The organism is Amycolatopsis sp. NPDC043889, from assembly GCF_056435645.1.
Genome location: NZ_JBWKEC010000004.1, coordinates 125,534 through 144,068, shown reverse-complemented (window position 1 = coordinate 144,068; position 18,535 = coordinate 125,534). Strand labels below are relative to the sequence as shown.

At 68.6% G+C, this 18,535-nt stretch carries 19 protein-coding genes; 14 read left to right on the top strand and 5 right to left on the bottom strand.

What is annotated here, in order from left to right:
- The first annotated feature begins 83 nt into the window (after positions 1-83).
- Entirely contained in the window at positions 84-1,346 is a 1,263-nt protein-coding gene (locus AC0685_RS10925) for an ABC transporter substrate-binding protein (RefSeq protein WP_478225348.1), read from the top strand.
- Here AC0685_RS10925 and AC0685_RS10920 read toward each other — a convergent pair.
- Entirely contained in the window at positions 1,315-1,770 is a 456-nt protein-coding gene (locus tag AC0685_RS10920; protein ID WP_478225346.1) for a hypothetical protein, read from the bottom strand. The two genes, AC0685_RS10925 and AC0685_RS10920, sit on opposite strands and share 32 nt — an antisense overlap.
- A 21-nt stretch (positions 1,771-1,791) precedes the next feature.
- Here AC0685_RS10920 and AC0685_RS10915 point away from each other — a divergent pair, with 21 nt between their 5' ends.
- Complete coding sequence (locus tag AC0685_RS10915; RefSeq protein WP_478225345.1) at positions 1,792-2,352, top strand: TetR/AcrR family transcriptional regulator C-terminal domain-containing protein; 561 nt, start codon at positions 1,792-1,794, stop codon at positions 2,350-2,352.
- Here AC0685_RS10915 and AC0685_RS10910 read toward each other — a convergent pair.
- Positions 2,349-2,798 carry a hypothetical protein gene (locus tag AC0685_RS10910; protein ID WP_233621852.1) on the bottom strand — a complete coding sequence of 150 codons (450 nt, stop codon included), beginning with the start codon at positions 2,796-2,798 and terminating at the stop codon, positions 2,349-2,351. The two genes, AC0685_RS10915 and AC0685_RS10910, sit on opposite strands and share 4 nt — an antisense overlap.
- Positions 2,799-2,959: 161 nt before the next feature.
- On the opposite strand from AC0685_RS10910, the gene AC0685_RS10905 reads away from it, so the two are divergent.
- From AC0685_RS10905 to AC0685_RS10890, 4 genes are all read left to right on the top strand, one after another.
- Positions 2,960-4,681, top strand: a complete 1,722-nt coding sequence (locus AC0685_RS10905; RefSeq protein WP_478225344.1) for a TIGR03767 family metallophosphoesterase — start codon at positions 2,960-2,962, stop codon at positions 4,679-4,681.
- A 151-nt stretch (positions 4,682-4,832) separates the two neighbouring features.
- Positions 4,833-6,098 (top strand): C39 family peptidase, encoded by a 1,266-nt coding sequence (locus AC0685_RS10900; protein ID WP_478225343.1) that lies wholly within the window; start codon positions 4,833-4,835, stop codon positions 6,096-6,098.
- Positions 6,099-6,231: 133 nt separating this feature from the next.
- Positions 6,232-7,326: an S-(hydroxymethyl)mycothiol dehydrogenase gene (locus AC0685_RS10895; RefSeq protein ID WP_478225341.1), complete on the top strand. Its 1,095-nt coding sequence runs from the start codon at positions 6,232-6,234 to the stop codon at positions 7,324-7,326.
- Positions 7,320-8,048 (top strand): gamma-glutamylcyclotransferase, encoded by a 729-nt coding sequence (locus tag AC0685_RS10890; RefSeq protein WP_478225340.1) that lies wholly within the window; start codon positions 7,320-7,322, stop codon positions 8,046-8,048. The genes AC0685_RS10895 and AC0685_RS10890 overlap by 7 nt, the downstream gene beginning before the upstream one ends.
- Before the next feature lie 72 nt (positions 8,049-8,120).
- Here AC0685_RS10890 and AC0685_RS10885 read toward each other — a convergent pair whose 3' ends face one another.
- Positions 8,121-9,740 carry an FAD-binding oxidoreductase gene (locus AC0685_RS10885; protein WP_478225339.1) on the bottom strand — a complete coding sequence of 540 codons (1,620 nt, stop codon included), beginning with the start codon at positions 9,738-9,740 and terminating at the stop codon, positions 8,121-8,123.
- Positions 9,741-9,837: 97 nt separating this feature from the next.
- Between AC0685_RS10885 and AC0685_RS10880 the strand changes: the two genes are divergently transcribed.
- From AC0685_RS10880 to AC0685_RS10845, 8 genes are all read left to right on the top strand, one after another.
- Positions 9,838-10,401, top strand: coding sequence for a TetR/AcrR family transcriptional regulator (locus AC0685_RS10880; RefSeq protein ID WP_478225544.1), 564 nt, complete (start codon positions 9,838-9,840; stop codon positions 10,399-10,401).
- Positions 10,398-11,939 (top strand): glycerol-3-phosphate dehydrogenase/oxidase, encoded by a 1,542-nt coding sequence (locus tag AC0685_RS10875; protein WP_478225338.1) that lies wholly within the window; start codon positions 10,398-10,400, stop codon positions 11,937-11,939. Before AC0685_RS10880 ends, AC0685_RS10875 begins: the two co-directional genes overlap by 4 nt.
- Before the next feature lie 82 nt (positions 11,940-12,021).
- Positions 12,022-12,291: a helix-turn-helix transcriptional regulator gene (locus tag AC0685_RS10870; RefSeq protein ID WP_034308595.1), complete on the top strand. Its 270-nt coding sequence runs from the start codon at positions 12,022-12,024 to the stop codon at positions 12,289-12,291.
- The gene (locus tag AC0685_RS10865; protein ID WP_478225337.1) at positions 12,288-12,824 is read left to right on the top strand and encodes a hypothetical protein; all 537 of its coding nucleotides are present in this window, start codon (positions 12,288-12,290) and stop codon (positions 12,822-12,824) included. The genes AC0685_RS10870 and AC0685_RS10865 overlap by 4 nt, the downstream gene beginning before the upstream one ends.
- A complete protein-coding gene (locus tag AC0685_RS10860) occupies positions 12,821-13,276 on the top strand; it encodes a hypothetical protein (RefSeq protein WP_478225336.1) in 456 nt (151 codons plus the stop codon). The genes AC0685_RS10865 and AC0685_RS10860 overlap by 4 nt, the downstream gene beginning before the upstream one ends.
- Complete coding sequence (locus AC0685_RS10855; RefSeq protein ID WP_478225335.1) at positions 13,273-13,503, top strand: hypothetical protein; 231 nt, start codon at positions 13,273-13,275, stop codon at positions 13,501-13,503. The genes AC0685_RS10860 and AC0685_RS10855 overlap by 4 nt, the downstream gene beginning before the upstream one ends.
- Positions 13,500-14,426 (top strand): ABC transporter ATP-binding protein, encoded by a 927-nt coding sequence (locus tag AC0685_RS10850; RefSeq protein ID WP_478225334.1) that lies wholly within the window; start codon positions 13,500-13,502, stop codon positions 14,424-14,426. Before AC0685_RS10855 ends, AC0685_RS10850 begins: the two co-directional genes overlap by 4 nt.
- On the top strand, positions 14,423-15,613 hold the full coding sequence (locus tag AC0685_RS10845; RefSeq protein WP_478225333.1) for an ABC transporter permease: 1,191 nt from the start codon (positions 14,423-14,425) through the stop codon (positions 15,611-15,613). Before AC0685_RS10850 ends, AC0685_RS10845 begins: the two co-directional genes overlap by 4 nt.
- Before the next feature lie 54 nt (positions 15,614-15,667).
- Here AC0685_RS10845 and AC0685_RS10840 read toward each other — a convergent pair whose 3' ends face one another.
- Both AC0685_RS10840 and AC0685_RS10835 read right to left on the bottom strand, forming a co-directional pair.
- Positions 15,668-17,017 (bottom strand): cryptochrome/photolyase family protein, encoded by a 1,350-nt coding sequence (locus tag AC0685_RS10840; protein WP_478225332.1) that lies wholly within the window; start codon positions 17,015-17,017, stop codon positions 15,668-15,670.
- Between the two features lie 112 nt (positions 17,018-17,129).
- Positions 17,130-18,446 (bottom strand): citrate synthase, encoded by a 1,317-nt coding sequence (locus tag AC0685_RS10835; RefSeq protein WP_091598543.1) that lies wholly within the window; start codon positions 18,444-18,446, stop codon positions 17,130-17,132.
- Between the last annotated feature and the right edge of the window lie 89 nt (positions 18,447-18,535).

Genomic DNA, 18,535 nt, shown 5'->3' with positions numbered 1-18,535 from the left:
CGCCTGCCCTTCCGTGAAGGCCATCTTGAGGGACGCTGGTCCCTGAAGATGGCCTTCACTGCGTTCGGCGAAGGGTTTTGTCGGTGCGTAAGACAAACAGGCGAACGTTCCTGGCGCTCGCGGGGACGACCGTGCTCTCCGCCTGCGGATCCAACACCGTCCAAACGGGAAACCCGCCGCCGTCGACGGCCTACTCCGCCGGCGTGACCAGGCCGAAACCGAAACCGGTGGACCTCGCGCAGTGGTACCACCCGTATCCCGAGGCCGGCGTCCAGGAGGCCGTCACGCGCTACGCGGCCGCGTACCAGAAGTCCAAGGTCGCGGTGCAGTGGAATCCCGACGACTACGAGACGAAACTGAACGCCGCGCTGCAGGCGGGCCCGGTCCCCGACATCTTCGAAGGCCAGGTCACCGTCGACCGCGTCCGGCAGAACCTCCTCGTCCCACTGGACGACGTGATCGGGCCCGTGCGCGGGGATTTCAACCCCTCGGTGCTGGCGGCGCAGACGGTCGACGGCAAGGTCTACGGGATCCCACAGGCACTCGACACCCAGGTCCTCTTCTACCGCAAGAGTTTCCTGCAGGAGGCCGGGGTCCAGCCGCCGCAGACGCTGGACGAACTCGTCGACGCGGCGAAGAAACTGTCCAAGGACGGCGTCAAAGGATTGTTCGCCGGCAACGACGCGGGCGCGGCGGTGCTCGCCGGGCCGCTGCTGTGGTCGGCCGGGCTCGACTACGTCAAGGACGGGAAATCCGTCGGCTTCGACGATCCGCGTGCCGCCACGGTGTTCGCGAAACTCCACGAGCTCAACGGTTCGCTGCTGCTGGGCGCTTCGACGGACTGGGCGGATCCGCTCCCGTTCATCGACGGGCTCACGGCCATGCAGTGGACCTGGCTGTGGAACCTGCCCAAGATCCAGGACACGGTGAAGGACGACTTCGGTGTCCTGGCCTTCCCTCGGCTCGACGCGGCGGGCGCGCCGTCCGTCCCGGTCAGCGGGTTGAGCGCGATGGTGCATTCCAAGAGCCTGAACCCCAACGCCGCCAAGGACTTCGTCAAATGGCTGTGGCTGGAGCGCACCGACTTCCAGCAGGAGTTCGCCACCAGGTTCGGGTTCCATCTGCCCGCACGGCTGAGTGTGCTCGACAAGGTCGCCGCGGCGGCCGACGCCGCGAAGCTGGCCAAGGAGAACGGCCGTGCCGCCGGTCCACTGTGGACTCCGGTGGCGAACACCGCGCTCGTCGACGCGCTGGGCCGGGTCGCCCGCGACGGCGCCGACCCGGTCGCCGAGACCAAGGCCGCCGTCGAGGCCGTCAAAGCCGAACTGGGTCGCCTGTCCGCGTGAGCCGCCGCGAACGCACGTAAGCGACGATCAGCACGATCGACAGGATCACCGCGCCGCCATCGGTGATCAGGGACGGGAGCACACCCGGCCAGCCGTGTTCGGCGATCGCCGCCCGGTGCACTTCGAACGGCACGACGTACACGCCGAACGCCTGTGCGACGTCGACCGCGAGCACCGGCCAGAACAGCCACCGCCGGCGGAACCACACCAGCAGGCCGAGCGCGTTTCCGACGATGAAGACGTTGCCCACCAGCCGCAACGCGCCGAGATACGCGGGCGCGCCGGCGGTGTCCACCACCTTGAGCCGCATGCTCGCCTCGATCAGGTCCAGATCGATGATCACGTAATTCTGCAGCGTCGTCCCGACGATGAAAACGGTCGAGCACAGCACCGCGACCAGGCGGATCTTCGCTGTCCAGCGCATCACTTCCCCCGTTCTCTATCAGTGATAGAGATCACTGAGGCCGCCGTCGAACTGCTGGACCTCGTCGCCGAGGCGATCTGCGCCGACGCCTTCGAGATCGACAGCGACCTGCCGTGGCGTGAACAGCTCGCGAGCGGGCTTCGCCAGTTCCGCGCCCTGCTGCTGCGTCACCGGGACGCGGCCGCACTGCTGCGCGAGCGGCCACCTACCGGGCCACACCGGCTTGGCCATATCGAGACGACCGCGCGGATCCTGCTGGACGCGGGCTTTTCGGAAGAAGACACCGCGGGGATCTCGCGACTGCTCACGGCACACGTGCTGGCTTCGGTGGAGACCCTCCCCGCGCGGAAACCGGACGAGGGGTTTCTCGATCGTTTGGCGGCCTATCCCCATGCGAGCAGGCTCGGCCCGGCTTTCGCGACGCAAAGCGGCGAAGACCTGTTCGAGCTGGGCGTCGAGGTGATCCTGGACGGGCTCGACGCTCGGCTCCCGTGGGTCGTGAGTGGCGATTCGTGTTCTAACCCGAATCGCCACTCACGACCCGCTGGACCGAACTCCTCAACCGCCGGCGCTCACCTTTAGTCCCCGGAGACACCCCAGATCGCCAGCTCGACGGCGACGTCGTTCTCGTACAGCAGCGCACAGTTCGCGCTCCAGCGCGGGCGGCGCTCGTACGGCAGCCGTCCCGCCTTGTCGAGTTCGTCGAAGTCGGCGACGGACGGCTCCTCGGTACCGAAGGCCGCCACGAGTTCGGCGTCGGTCAGGGGCCGGATCGTGCCGAAGTCGTCCTCACCCGTGGCGCTGATGAACTCGTGGACGTCCAGCACGGAATGGGTCCCGGACTCCTGGACGCTCTCCACCTCGTACAGCTCGTCGATCGAGTCCGGGCGGCCGAGTTCGTCCTCCTCCCAGAGGTAGTCGCCCTCCTCGAAGACGCGTGCCTTCATCGCGTCCAGCGCCGCTTCCGGATCGCCGTCGAACCGGCCGCGGACCGACCAAGCCGAAGCACCCACCTGGCCACCTCCCACGCTCGCCAAGCGGCCAGCGTAACCAGCCCGCTTGGCTTCTTTGGTATTCCGCCAAACGTGACAAATTTTCGCATTACCCTTTTCTGGCGTTCACCTCACGGCTAACGTCTTCCGGCATCGTCCTTCCGCGACATCCATCCGCGACGACTGGGGGCACCGCCATGTCCGTCATCTCGAGGCGCACCTTCACCGCGGCCGGCGCCGCCGGCGTCGGCCTGTTGCTGTGCACGCCCACCGCCAACGCGCTCGACCGGGCACTGGCGCGCACCACGACCCGCGCGGTGCGCACCGCGGGCACCACGCTCGAAGCCGCGGCGGCCCCGCGGACCAGCGGACCGGGCTACACGCGGCTGACCGCGGGCCCCGGCTGGCCGCTCGTGGTCCGAGGCGACCTGGCCGCGCCGAAGTCCGGCCGCGACGATCGTCGCCGCGCGATGGCCTCCTTCGCGCAGTTCACCGACCTGCACTTCACCGACGCCGAAAGCCCGGCGCGGTTCGAGTACCTCCACCCGTTCGTCGGCTCGGCGCACCGGCCGCAGGAAACCCTCGGCCCCGTCGCGACGACAGCGCTGGTCGAGCGGGTGAACAGCCTGAAGGCGGGGCCGTTCACCGGACGGCCGATCGACTTCATGGTCACCACCGGTGACAACACCGACAACCACGAACTCATCGAGCTCGAATGGTTCCTCAAGGTGCTCAACGGCGGCACCGTGAACCCGACCTCGGGCGACCCGAACGTGCACGAAGGCGTCCAGACGTCCGGGTCCTCGCACTACTGGAACCCCGGCGAGACGCTGGACGACGCGTACACGAAGAAGGGTTTCCCCCAGCTGCCCGGCCTGCTCGACGCGGCCTCGAACACCTTCACCTCGCCCGGTCTCGACGTCCCGTGGTTCTGCACCTTCGGCAACCACGACGACAGCATCGTCGGCACGGTGCCGGACCTGCCGGGGATGGACGCCTGGTACACCGGCCGCTTCAAGGTGATCGGCAAGGACGAGACGACGTCGCGGAAGCTCGCCAAGGCGATCGGGTCCGGCTCCGGCGTCCCGGTCACGGAGCTGTTCGGCGGCTCGGGCACGATCCGCGAGGTCACCCCGGACGAGCGACGGCGGCCCTTCAGCACCGCGGAGTTCGTGCGGCACCACCTCGACTCCGCCAACACCGGACCCGGCCCGGTCGGCCACGGGTTCAGCGAGAACAACGCCGACGGGCGGAACGTGTACTACACCTTCCGCATCGCGCCGGGGATCACCGGCATCAGCCTCGACACCACGACGATGGCCGGGCTGGCCGACGGATCGATCGGGCTCGGGCAGTTCACCTGGGTGGAGAACACGCTCAAGCGCAACAGCTCGACGTACTACGACTTCTTCGGGCGCAAGGTCACGCAGAACGTGACGGACGAGCTGTTCATCCTGTTCAGCCACCACACCAGCGACACCATGGGCAACGTGCTGCCGGACGCGCGCCACCCGCTGGAGCTCCGGCTCAACGGCGACACGTTCGTCTCGCTGCTGCACCGGTTCCCGAACGTGCTCGCGTGGGTGAACGGGCACACGCACCACAACAAGATCACCCCGCACGCCGGCAAGACCGCGAAGCAGGGTTTCTGGGAGATCAACACCGCTTCGCACATCGACTTCCCGCAGCACGCGCGGATCATCGAGGTCGCCGACAACGCCGACGGCACATTGTCGCTGTTCACGACCCTGATCGAGGCGGAGGCCCCCTACGCGGCTTCGTACTCGGACACCTCGACGCAAGCGCTTGCGTCACTGTACCGGGAGTTCTCGTACAACGACATCCACGCCTCGCTTTCCGCCGTCGGTACCGCCCAAGACCAGAACACCGAACTCCTCCTGCCGAACCCGCTCGCCTGAGTTCCGCCTTCGATCACGCGAGTTACGCCTTCAATCACGCGAGCACGTGCTTGGAGGCGGAACTCGTGCGATCGGGGGTAACTGTTTACATACCTCGCGCGACCGGCGAAAATCCCTTCCCTACTGGGTGGACACGAGGGACGGAGCGGGGATGCGCATACGAGGGCTGGTCACGCTGCTGACGATCGCGACGATGACCGCGGTGACGGCACAGACGGCGGAGGCCGGACCCCGCCGCCCGCACGACGAGTCGATCGACTACCACGAATGGTCCGGTCACCACGGTTTCCGTGACGGCAGGCTCGAAGGGCTCGGCCTCGACCACGGCGCGCTGCGCATCGACCGCCCGATCGGCACGGTCGAGCACACCGAACCCACGCTCGGCACCACGAAGACCTACGAATACGGCCAGTGGACGTCGAGGAGTCACACGCAGGGCTTCGACGCCTCGCAGCTGGTCGCCTCGTGGAACGCGAAGACGCCCGCGAAGACATGGATCAAGGTCGAGGCGAAGGGCCGCACCGCCACGGGCACGGAGACGTCCTGGTACGTCATGGGCCGGTGGGCCAGTGGGGACGCCGACATCAAACGCACCAGCGTCGACGGCCAGAGCGACGCCAACGCCGCGGTCGACATCGACACGCTGGTCATGAAGGCCGGTGTCGCGCTCCGCTCGTACCAGCTGCGGGTCAGCCTGTACCGCGAGGCCGGCTCCCGCGCCACGCCGTCGGTGACGTCAGTCGGCGCGATGACGTCGCTCGTCCCGGACCGCTTCGAGGTCGAGGCCACGAAACCGGGCCGCGCCACCGGCATCGAGCTCAAGGTGCCCACGTACGCGCAGAACCTCCACAAAGGACAGTTCCCGGAGTACGGCGGGGGTGGCGAGAACTGGTGCAGCCCCACGTCCACCGAGATGGTCGCCGAGTACTGGGGCAAACGGCCCAAGCCCGAGGACATGAAGTGGATCCCGGAGGGTTACGTCGATCCGACCGTCGCGTACGCCGCCCGCTACACGTTCGACTACGCCTACGACGGAACAGGCAACTGGCCGTTCAACACCGCGTACGCCGCTTCACTCGGACTGCGGGGGCACATCACCCGTTTGCACTCCTTGAACGAACTCGAGAACTACATCGCGCGCGGCATCCCGGTGATCACGTCGCAGTCGTTCAAGGCCGAGGAACTCGACGGCGCGGGCTACGGCACCGCCGGGCACATCATGGTCGTCGTCGGCTTCACGAAGGACGGTGACGTGATCGCGAACGACCCGGCCGCCAACAGCAACGACCGGGTCCGAAATGTCTACAAACGACACCAGTTCGAGACGATCTGGCAACGCACCAAGCGGTACAACACGAATGGCGGCGTTTCCAGTGGTCCCGGCGGCGTCGCTTACATCATTACGCCCGGGCACTAAATCGATTCTGCGCGCGCGGCGCGTCCGTTGAGGGCGGCGGCGGGGGCATGGATGGAGGTTCCCCACCCGAGCGGATGTCGCGATCCCGGTCGTCTTCGTGGCAAGCTGCGAAGTCAATGACTCGGAGGTGGGCATGCCGTACGAGGTCCCAGGCGTCGTTTCCCGCGCCAAGGGTGAACCGGTCTCGCTGGAGTCCGTGACGGTGCCCGGCCCCGGGCCCGGCGAGGCCGTCGTCTCGGTCAAGGCGTGCGGCGTCTGCCATACCGACCTGCACTACCGTGAGGGCGGGATCAACGACGAGTTCCCGTTCCTGCTCGGCCACGAGGCCGCGGGCTTCGTGGAGGCCGTCGGCGACGGCGTCACCGGCCTCGAACCGGGCGACTACGTGATCCTGAACTGGCGCGCGGTCTGCGGCAGCTGCCGGGCCTGCCGCCGGGGCAAGCCCTGGTACTGCTTCTCGACGTTCAACGCCGCCCAGCCGATGACGCTGGCCGACGGCACCGCATTGTCGCCCGCGCTCGGCGTCGGCGCGTTCATCGAGAAGACGTTGGTCCACAGTGGACAATGTACGAAGGTCGACCCCGCCGCCGAACCGGCCGTCGCCGGGCTGCTCGGCTGCGGGGTGATGGCCGGTCTCGGCGCGGCGCTGAACACCGGCGCGGTGAGCCGCGGTGATTCCGTCGCGGTCATCGGCTGCGGCGGCGTCGGTGACGCCGCGATCGCCGGGGCGAACCTGGCCGGCGCGAAGACCATCGTCGCCGTCGACACCGACGACCGGAAACTCGCCTGGGCCAAGGACTTCGGCGCCACGCACACGCTGAACAGCAAGGGGCTGAGCGAAGAGCAGGTCGTCGAGGCGATCCGGGAGTTCACCGATTCGTTCGGCGCGGACGTCGTGATCGACGCGGTCGGCAGGCCCGAAACGTGGCGGCAGGCGTTCTACGGCCGCGATCTGGCGGGCACGGTCGTGCTCGTCGGCGTCCCGACCCCGGACATGCGGCTGGACGTGGCACTGATCGACTTCTTCTCGCGCGGCGGCTCGCTCAAGTCGTCGTGGTACGGCGATTGCCTGCCCTCACGCGACTTCCCGATGCTGATCGACCTCTATCTCCAGGGTAGGCTGCCGCTCGACAAGTTCGTCACCGAGCGGATCGCCCTCGACGGCGTCGAGCAGGCCTTCGAGCGCATGCACCGCGGCGACGTCCTCCGCAGCGTGGTGACGTGGTGAAGCTCTTCACCGACGCCGATTTCCCGGCCGATCCGTATCCGGGAGCGCGGCCGGGGCATTCGTTCGTCCACTTCGACGGCGCCGGGCACAGCCTCGACACCGCGCCGGAGGGCTGGCGCGAACGCCAGGCCGTGCTCGCCTACGGTTCGAACGCGTGCCCGTCAAAGATCACCTGGCTGCGGGAGAACATGGGCCTGACCGGTCCGGTCGTCGTCTGCCACGCGCGCTGCACCGACCTCGCCGCGGTCTGGGCGTCCGGTCTGCGGTTCCGGGACGGGCAACGGCCCGCGACGCTCGCCGCCGCGCCGGGCGTCGTCGAGGAGCACGCCGTCTGGTTCGCGACGCCCGGCCAGCTGGCCGTGCTCGACAAATGCGAGGGCAAAGGACAGCGCTACAACCTGGTGCGGCTGACGGCCCCGGCCATCACCCTCGACGACGGCACCGTGCTCGACGACGTCGTGGCGTACGTCGGCGCCGCGGACATCCGCCTGCCGATCCTGGTGGACGGCAGGCATATCCGCGTCGCCGACCTCGAACAGCGCCGCGCCGCCGCACTGCAAGGCATCCCCGCCGAAACGCACGGTCTGGACTGCACGCTGGTCGAGGCCGGGACGCTGGTCAGCGGATCTGGTGGTGAACCCGCGTCCGCGATCGACGTCGTCAGGGCGAGACTTGACCGTCCAGCTCACGAAGGTGCCGAAGGCGCCCTGCCACCGCGATAGCGGAGCCTTCGGCCGGGCGGGTTCACGCGTCGAGTCACTTTCCGAAAGAGTCTCTCAGCTCCACCGACAGGCTCAGAGAAGCTTCCCGGGATTGAGGATCCCGGTCGGGTCGACGGCTTTCTTCGCCGCTCGCAACACTTCGACGCCGATCTCGCCGATCTCCGCCGCCAGATGGCGCGCGTGGTCGACGCCGACGGCGTGGTGATGCGAGATCGTGCCGATCCCGGTGATCGCCTCCGACGCCGCCGCCTTCGCCCGCTGCCATTGGCCGACCGGGTCGGCCTCGTCACGGGCGGTGAGCACGGTGAAGTACAGCGACGCGCCCGTTTCGTACGCGTGCGAAACGTGGCACATGATGATGGCGTTGCCGAGCGTGGCGGTGAGCGCGGCGCGGACGGCGTCGCGCAGGTCGCTCAGTTCCGTCCAGTACGCGGCGGTTTCGAGGGTTTCGACGCAGACACCGTTGTCCATCAAGGCGTCCCGTTGCCGAGGTCCGGAGAACCGGCCGCGACGCCAGGATTCACCGAGCGCGGCCCCGATGCGGACGGCGCCGAACTCCTCCAGCACGTGGGTGGTCTCCTGACGACGCCGGGCGACCGCGCGCTTCGACGCGCCTTCCCAGCCGACGATCAGCAGGCAGGGCGCGTGCACTCCCCGCGCCTTGAGGTACCGGCGCAGCGCCTTGGTCTTCAGACTGTCGTTGAGCGCCAGCGAAACCTCGCTTTCGTCTACATCGGACAGTCGTGTGACGTCCGCGAGCACGTGCCGCTGGGCGAGTTCGCGGACCGCCGCGGTGCCCTTCTCCCAGCCGTCGAGGACATAGCCCTCGTAGCGCCGCACCTCCGGCACCGGGCGGACCCGGAGGGCGACCTCGGTGATCACGCCGAGCGCGCCTTCGCTGCCGATGGCCAGATGCCGCAGGTCGGGTCCCGCGGCCGATGCCGGCGCGACGCCGAGTTTCCATTCCCCGCGCGGAGTCGCGAGCCGGACACTCGAAACCATGTCCTCGAACCGGCCGTAACCCGACGAAGCCTGCCCGGCGGACCGGGTCGCGGCGAATCCGCCGATGGTGGCGCGTTCGTAGGACTGGGGAACGTGCCCGAGGGTGAAACCGTGCGCGGCGAGCAGCCGGTCCGCCTCCGGGCCGGTGACGCCCGCTTGCAGGACCGCGATCCGGGAGACCGGGTCGACGGAGACCAGTTCGCCGAGCCTGGTGAGGTCGAGCGCGATCACCGCGCTCTTGTCCCCGCGCAGCGCCGCGACCCCGCCGACCACCGACGTCCCGCCGCCGAACGGGACGACGCCGACGTCGTGCCGTGCGCAGATTTCCAGTACCGACTGGACTTCGGCGGGATTCTCCGGCAGGACGACGGCGTCCGGCACCGGAAAATCACCGAACCCGCGCCGCCGCACCAGGTCCAGATAGGACAGACCGCTCGCCCGCGCGAGCCGTTCCCCCGGCGCCAGCAGGACTTGGTCGGCACCGACGAGTTCCTCGAGGTCTCGTTTCGGCTGTTCGCCCAGCACCGAATCGGGAACGGACAGCGCCGAATCGGGCGCGAGGGGCGCCGCGGAGCCCAGCGGACCGATACGCTGGACGAGCCACCGCAAGGCCTTCGCCGGAAGGTGGGCCGCGTCACCGCCTTCGGGCGTCCAGGATCGTCTTAACCGGTGGTCAATAAGCTCCGTCACGACTACAGTGTTACATATGGACGTAAAACGTCACTCACCTGCGGAAACAGGCGTTTCGGCGCTGGCGGACACCCGATCCCGCCAGGCCTCCACGCGTGTGTCCGACGACGTTCTGCTCGACGCCGCGAAGAAGTGCGTGCTCGCCGTCGGCGTGAGGCGGACCACCCTCGCCGAGATCGCCCGTACCGCGAAGGTCAGCCGGATGACCGTCTACCGCCGGTTCCCGGACGTGCGCAGCGTGCTCGCGACCCTCATGACCCGCGAGTTCGGCGGCCTGCTCCAGGGCGCCGCCGAGCCGGAGGTCGAGCCCGCCAACTTCCGCGAGAAGCTCGTACAGAGTTCGTCCGCCGCCGTCGCCGCGCTGTCGGGCGACCCGCTGTTCCGCACCCTGCTGGACCTCGACTCCGAACTGGTCCTGCCCTACATCGTCGAGCGGCTGGGGAAGACCCAGCGCTTCGCCGAAGGCGTGATCCTGCACCTGCTGAAGTCGGGCCACGAAGACGGCTCGATCCGCAAGGGCGACCTGCCTTCGCAGGCACGCACCCTGCTGCTGCTCATCCAGTCCTTCGCGTTCTCGTACCGCCCCGCCACCGCGGACGTGAACGAGAAGGAGCTGATGGCGGAATTCGCCCACGTACTCGACGCGGCGTTGCGGCCGTGACGCCGGGCTCGCTCAACGCCCTGCGGCGCGACCGGGAACTCACGGCGCTGGCCGGCGGCGAGCGGGTCGATCTGGTGGTGGTCGGCGGCGGTGTCACCGGCGCGGGGATCGCGCTGGACGCGGCCGCGCGCGGCCTCTCGGTGACCCTGATCGAGGCGTACGACCTGGCATACGGGACGTCACGCTGGTCCAGCAAGCTCGTCCACGGCGGCCTCCGGTATCTGGCCAAGGGCGATCTGGCGCTGGCGCACGAAAGCGCTGTCGAACGCGGGATACTGATGACCCGCACCGCCCCGCATCTCACCAGGGCGATCCCGCAGCTCTTCCCGATGTACCGCAAGACCTCCCGCGGCCAGCAGGCGTTCATCATGACCGGCCTCGTCGCCGGTGACGGCCTCCGCCGCGCGGCCGGGACCCCGGCGTCGGTGCTGCCGCGGCCGAGGTCGGTCCCGGCCGCGGAGGCGCTGGCGCTCGCACCCGGCCTGTCCCCTCAAGGCCTGCGCGGCGCGCTGCTGGCCTACGACGGCGCGCTGACCGACGACGCGCGCCTGGTCGTGAACCTGGCCCGCACGGCGGCGTCACGCGGCGCGAGGATCCTGACGAAGGTCGAGGCACTCCGGCTCGACGCGGAATCGGTGCTGGCCAGGGACAGGCTCACCGGGCAGGAGATCGAGATCCGCGCCCGTCAGGTGATCAACGCGACGGGCGTCTGGGCGGGAGAACTGGCGGAGTCGGTGCGGCTGCGACCTTCTCGCGGCTCACACCTCATCCTGGCCTCAGGAGCGGCGCGGATCGGCGCGACGTCGGTCAACGTGCCCGTTCCCGGCGAGAACAACCGCTTCGTCTTCCTGCTGCCGCAACCGGACGGCCGGGTGTTCGTCGGGGTCACGGACGAGCCGACCGATGGGCCGGTCCCCCGGGTGCCGTCCGTGCCGGAGTCCGATGTGGACTTCCTGCTCGAAGTGGCGTCGATGGCGCTCACCCGCCCGCTGACGCGCGCCGACGTCGCGGGTTCGTTCGCCGGGCTGCGGCCTTTGGTCGAGGGCGGCGGCGGGCGCAGCGCGGACCTCTCGCGCAAGCACGCGGTGGTGACCGGCGCCGACGGCGTGCTCACCGTCGTGGGCGGCAAGCTGACGACGTACCGGAAGATGGCCGAGGACGCCGTCGACGCGGCGCTGAAACGGTCCGGGCTCCTCGCCGGGCCGTCGACCACGTCCAGGCTTCCCCTGCTCGGCGCGACACCGCGAAGCCGCCTGTCCACTGTGGACGCGCCAGCGCGGCTGGTCGCGAAGTACGGAACCGAAGCACCGCGGGTCGCGGCACTCGGCGAGGTCGATCCGGAACTGGGCCTGCCCCTGTTCGACGGGACGGAGATCAGCGCGGCGGAAGTCGTCTGGGCCGTGCGGCACGAGGGCGCTCTCGACGTCGAGGACGTCTTGGAGCGCCGCACCCGGCTCGGCCTGGTCACCCCGGACGCCGAGGCGGCCCGCGGCCGCGTCCAGGACCTTGTCGACAAATCACTCGCCGGCCTCTCCTGACCCTCCCGCATTTAGTCCTCTGAATGCGGTGAAGCGCGCCCTCAACTTGACGGGTCGTTGGGTTTTTGCAACAGTATGTTCCATGAGCCCGGTCAGACGCGGCAAAGAGCTGCCGATCTACAACCGGCTTCCCGTGCTCCGGGCGGAGCGCGGACTGAGCAGGGCCGCCCTCGCGGCGGCCGTCGAGGTCAACCCGCAGACCATCGGCGCGCTCGAACGAGGGGACCACTACCCGAGCCTGGACCTGGCGTTCCGCATCTGCGCGGTGTTCGACCTCCCGGTCGAGGCCGTGTTCAGCCGCGAACCGTTCACGCCGCTGTCCACTCAGGTCTACCGGGAGGGGGGAACATGAGCGAGGAGCGAGGCCGCCTCGCGGCGTACTGGGAGCGCCAGCAGGAACGGCTGGACGAGGTGGAACGCAAGCGAGCGCTGAAGCTGCCGACCTGGCGCACGCGGAAACGGCGGCGAGCGTTGAGTGTGCTGGTGGTCGCCGGCGATCTGATCCTGATCGCCGGAGCGGTCTTCTATCAGGCAGGGCAGACAGGAACCTTCCTTGTGTGCTGGCTCGGCGGGGGCGTCGTGGCGGGCGGCGCCCAGTACCTGCTGCGGATCCTCACCGGCAAGATGAGCGGCGGGTTCTCGATGCGGCTCGACGAACGCGAGCGGGAAATGCGCCACCGCGTCACCTACGTCAGCTACCAGATCCTGGTGGCCCTGATGCTGTTCGCGGTGCTTTACGGCCTCTTGGCCCCCGGCCCCAAGGCCGGTGGCGCGATGATGGCCTGCGCGCTGTTGATCACCGGCACCACGGTGTCCGCCGTCATCCTGGGCTGGTCGCTGCCGGACGACGACCCTGAAGACTTCGAAGGGGTGCTCCCCGCATGACCACCACCCGCACGCGATCGGATCGCCGTCGTCTCGCCGCCGCGGCCGTGATCGGCCATCTGGTCGTGATCGCCGGTGCCGCCCTGCTGCGCGAGCCGACCTTGTGGTTCGCCGTTGGCCTGATGGGGCCCGGGCTGTGTCTCTGCGTCGGCACCGCGGCGGTGCTGCGCAAGGCCGTCGGCAGACCCGGCTCCGCGGCGAAGGATCTCGACGAACGCGAGCTGCTGCTGCGAAACCGCGCGCACTACGCTGCGTTCCAGGGGATCTGCGTGTTGATGCTGGTGGATCTCGGGTACGGGCTTTACGCGGCGGGGCAACCGGATTCCGGTTCGCTGCTGTCCGCGATGACAGCGGCGTTGTTCGTCTTCGGGACGTCGCTACCGGCGCTGTGGCTCGCCTGGCGGCTGCCGGACGATGACCCTGAAGACTTCGAGGGGGTGGCTCCGGCATGACCGGGGACAAGAAGCGGCACAAGATGTCCATCGGCGTGGTCGCCGTCGTGCTGGTGGCGGGTGGGGTCCTCGCCGGCGCGGGCCGGGCGGTCCTGGTGTACCGGGCCAGCTCGGTGGTGAGCAACGTCAAGCTGGACGGGCTGATCGAACGGAACCGCACGGTTTCCGGCGTCCATCGGGGATTCGCGGCGCTGGTGCGGTATTTCGAAGAGGGGAAGTGGAAATGAGCGAGGGGAAGCTGGAGATCGACAAGGTCTCCAAGCGCTACGGCGCGAAGGTGGCGCTGGACGAGGTGAGCTTCGAGGTCCAGCCCGGTGAGCTGTTCGGCTTCGTCGGCAGCAACGGCGCGGGCAAGACCACCACGATGCGGATCGTGCTCGGGGTGCTCGCGGCCGACTCCGGCCAGGTGCGCTTCGGCGGCGCCCCGATCACCCACGAGACCCGCACGCACATCGGGTACATGCCGGAGGAACGCGGCCTGTACCCGAAGATGAAGGTGCTGGAGCAGCTGGTCTATCTCGCCGAGCTGCACGGGATGTCGGCCAACGACGCCCACCGCAGTGCCGAGAACTGGATCGCCCGGCTCGGGCTGACCGAACGGCGCAAGGACGAGGTCCAGAAGCTGAGCCTCGGCAACCAGCAACGCGTGCAACTCGCCGCGGCGCTGGTGCACGATCCGAAGGTGCTGGTGCTGGACGAGCCGTTCTCCGGCCTCGACCCGCTGGCCGTGGACGTGATGAGCGGCGTGCTGCGCGAGAAGGCCGCGACCGGCGTGCCGGTGGTGTTCTCCAGCCACCAGCTCGATCTGGTCGAGCGGCTGTGCGACCGGGTCGGCATCATCCGAAGTGGACGGATGGTCGCCTCCGGCACCGTCGGCGAGCTGACCGCCGGTGCGGGCAACGGTCTCGTCGTCACCGCGCCCGCCGCCGCGCCCGGCTGGGCCGCGTCCGTTCCCGGTGTCCGGACGGTCGAGCAGAACGGCTCGACGACGATCCTCGAACTCGAGGCGGGCGCCGACGATCAGGCCGTGCTCGCCGCGGCGCTGGCCACCGGCCCGGTCACCGAGTTCACCAAACGCAGGCGTTCGCTGACCGAGCTTTTCCGCGACGCGGTCGCCGAGAAGCCGGCGGCACAGGGAGTTTCCGCATGAACACCGTATCTTCGTGGCGCGCGGTCTGGCTCATCGCCAAACGCGAGCTGAACACCCGGCTGCGCACCAGGTCCTTCGTGGTCGGCACCGCCGTGCTGCTGGTCATGCTGATGGGCTACGTCCTGCTGCAGTCCACGCTGATCAGCAACGAGGACAAAAGCAAGGTCGGGCTCACCGGCCAGACCGCCGGGATCGCGCAGCAGCTCAAGACCGCGGGCGAGGCGATCGGCGAGAAGATCGAGACCGTCACCGTCGCCGATCCGGCGCAAGGCCGGTCTCAGGTCGAGAACGGCGACCTGGACGCGTTGCTGTCCGGCAACGCCACCGAGCTGAAAGTGCTCGTCAAGTCCGATTTGGACACGAAGCTGCGTTCCCTGCTGAACGGCGTGTCCCAGCAGGAAGTGCTGAACGGCATCCTTTCCGAGGCCCAAAAGTCGCCGGACGAGGTGATGCGCACGGTCCACCAGACCCAGGTCGAGGTCGACTCGATCAAACCGCCGGACCCGGAGAAGTCACAGCGGATGGTGATCGGGCTGATCGTGGCGGTGCTGCTGTACATGAGCATCGTGACCTACGGGACGCTGGTCGCGCAGGGCGTGGTCGAGGAGAAGTCCAGCCGGGTGGTGGAGATCCTGCTGTCCACGGTCCGGCCGTGGCATCTGTTGCTGGGCAAGGTGATCGGGCTCGGGCTGGTCGGGCTGACGCAGCTGGTGATCATCGGCGGCGCCGGGTTCGTCGTCGCGTCGGCGACCAACGTGCTGACGCTGTCCGGGGTCGCGACGAGCGCGCTGCTGTGGGGTGTGCTGTGGTACCTGCTCGGGTTCCTGCTGTACGCCACCGTCTACGGCGCCATGGGTTCGCTGGTCTCCCGGCAGGAGGACACCCAGTCCGTGATCGGCCCGGTCAACATCGTGCTGATCCTCGGCTTCGTCGTCGGATTCAACCTGCTGGCGCAGGCGCCGGAGGGCACGGGCACGAAGGTGCTCTCCCTGGTGCCGCTGCTTTCCCCGGTCCTGATGCCCGCCCGGATCGCCGCCGGGACCGTCGAGACGTGGGAGATCGCGCTGTCGCTGGGCCTGAGCGTGGGCGCCATCGCCCTGTTCACCTGGCTGGGCGCGCGGATCTACCAGAACAGCGTCCTGCGGGTCGGCAGCCGGATCAAGCTGACCGAGGCGCTGAAGGGCTGACCCGCGAGTCCGTGAAGGCCTCCTTCCCTACCCTGAGAGTAGGGAAGGAGGCCTTCACGGACCTTTGATGGCGCCGTAGCGCTCCAGCGCGACCTGACGTTCATGGGCGTGGTCGACCATGGGTGCGGGGTAATCGGGCACGCCGGCGGGTTTGTGCACGGCTTTGCCCTGCACGGAGCGGAGTTCGGGGACGTAGCGGCGGACGTAGTCGCCGGAGGGGTCGAACTTCTCCCCTTGCGTGGTCGGGTTGAAGATCCGGAAGTACGGCGCCGCGTCGGTGCCGCTGCCCGCGACCCACTGCCAGTTCAGCTGGTTCGACGCGAGATCGCCGTCGACCAGATGTTTCATGAAATGCCGCGCGCCGAGCCACCACGGCAGATGCAGGTCCTTGACCAGGAAACTCGCCACGATCATCCGGACACGGTTGTGCATCCAGCCCTCGGCGAGCAGCTGCCGCATCCCGGCGTCGACGATGGGGAACCCGGTGCGTCCCTCGCACCACCGCCGGAAAGCCTCGTCGTCGCTCTCGTGTTCCATGGCGTCGAACCGGGAATCGTAGTTCTTCCGCGCGGTTTCGGGACGGTGCCACAGGACGTCGGCGTGGAACTCACGCCAGGCGAACTCACCGCGCAGCGCCTTGGCGCCGGATCCCTCGTTCCCGGCGAGGTCCGCCAGCAGGGTGCGCGGGTGGACGCACCCCCAGCGCAGATACGGCGAAAGCCTTGTCGTGCCGGGCCGATCCGGCCGGTCGCGATCTTCGTCGTAGGTTTCGAGGCCGTCGTCCAGGAACTCGTGCCAGCGTTCGAGCGCCGCCCGCTCACCGGGCTCCGGCAGCTCCATCCCCTTGAGCGACGGGGACTTCGGGAGCTTGACGGAGCGCGGCGGTTCCACCCAGTCCACTATGGACTTACCGGTGTCCGCGGGCCGCGGCCAGCCGTGGCGCACCCACGCGCGGTAGAACGGGGTGAACACGCGATAGGGATCGCCGTCGGGTTTGGTGATGCGGCCTGGCGTGATCGCGTACGAGGAACCCGTCTCGACCCAGTCGATGTCGTGCTCCGCCAACGCCTTCTTGACCTCGTCGTCGCGGCGGCGGCCGTACGGGCCGGTGTCCGCGCTGACGTGCACCGCCGCCGCGCCGATCTCGCGCGCGGCCTTGACGACCTGCTCGGCCGGGTCACCCTTGACGAGCATCAGCCGTCCGCCGAGCTGATCGTCCAGCGCCTTCAGGCAGCCGTGCAGGAACGCGACGCGCGGGGCGCCGGAGGGTTTGAGGAGCGCGTCGTCGAGGACGTACAGGGCTAGGACGTGCTTGCTGTGTTTCGAGGCCTCCAGGAGGGCGGCGTGGTCTCCGAGGCGGAGGTCGCGGCGGAACCACAGCACTACCGGGGCTTCTCTGGTCACCCTGGAACCCTAAGGCCGCTCCCGTGGCCCCGCACGCCCGGATGCAATGAAAGGTCCTTTCCTTGCGAAATTTGCAAGGAAAGGACCTTTCATAGCGCTTGCGGGAGGGGGATCAGCGCTCCGAGATGGGCGCGTAGTCCCGCGACGCGTAGCCGGTGTAGATCTGCCGCGGGCGGCCGATCTTGGTGGCCGGGTCCTGGATCATCTCGCGCCAGTGCGCGATCCAGCCCGGCAGGCGGCCGAGCGCGAACAGCACGGTGAAGTACTTCGTCGGGAAGCCGAGCGCCCGGTAGATCAGACCGGTGTAGAAGTCGACGTTCGGGTACAGCTTCCGCTCGATGAAGTAGTCGTCCGAGAGCGCGGTCTCTTCCAGCTTCTTCGCGATGTCGAGCAGCTGGTCGCCGCCCTTGAGCTTGGAGAGGATCTCGTCCGCGGTGTTCTTGATGATCTTCGCGCGCGGGTCGTAGTTCTTGTAGACCCGGTGCCCGAAGCCCATCAGGCGGACACCCTTTTCCTTGTTCTTCACGCGGGTGACGAAGTTCGCGACGTCGCCGCCCTCGGCCTGGATGCCCTCGAGCATGTCCAGGACCGCGCTGTTGGCGCCACCGTGCAGCGGGCCGAAGAGCGCGTTGATACCGGCCGAGATCGAGGCGAACAGGTTCGCCTCGGAGGAGCCGACGAGACGCACGGTCGAGGTCGAGCAGTTCTGCTCGTGGTCGGCGTGCAGGATGAACAGCAGGTCGAGCGCCTTGGCGACGTCCGGGTCGACCTCGTAGGGCTCGGCCGGGAAACCGAAGGTCATCCGGAGGAAGTTCTCGACCAGGCCGAGCGAGTTGTCCGGGTACAGCAGCGGCTGGCCGACGGACTTCTTGTACGCGTACGCGGCCAGGGTCGGGACCTTGGCCAGCAGGCGGATGGTGGACAGCTCCACGTTCGCTTCGTCGAACGGGTTGAGCGAGTCCTGGTAGAAGGTCGACAGCGCGGATACGGCGCTGGAGAGCACCGGCATCGGGTGCGCGTCGCGCGGGAAGCCGCTGAAGAAGGCCTTCAGGTCCTCGTGCAGCAGGGTGTGCCGCTGGATCTTCCCGGTGAACTCCTCCAGCTGCGCCTGGGTCGGCAGCTCGCCGTAGATGAGCAGGTACGAGACCTCGATGAAGGTCGACTTCTCGGCCAGCTGCTCGATCGGGTACCCGCGGTAGCGCAGGATGCCGGCGTCACCGTCGATGTAGGTGATGGCCGACGACGCGGCACCGGTGTTCACGAAACCCGGGTCGTGGGTGATGTACCCGGTCGTCGCCAGCAGCTTCCCCAGCTCGATCCCAGGCGCGCCCTCGACCGGGTGGATCACCTTGAACTCGTGCTCGCCGTTGGGCAGGCGCAGCGTCGCGGTCTCGCCGGACTGCCCCGCAGCCGTCGTCGCGTCGGACATGTAAGTCCCTCTCACGTTCAGCACGGGCCGGCGGCGCCTGTAGGTTCCACAGGTACGCCCTCTTTCACGCGCGTGACCCACGGCCTCGC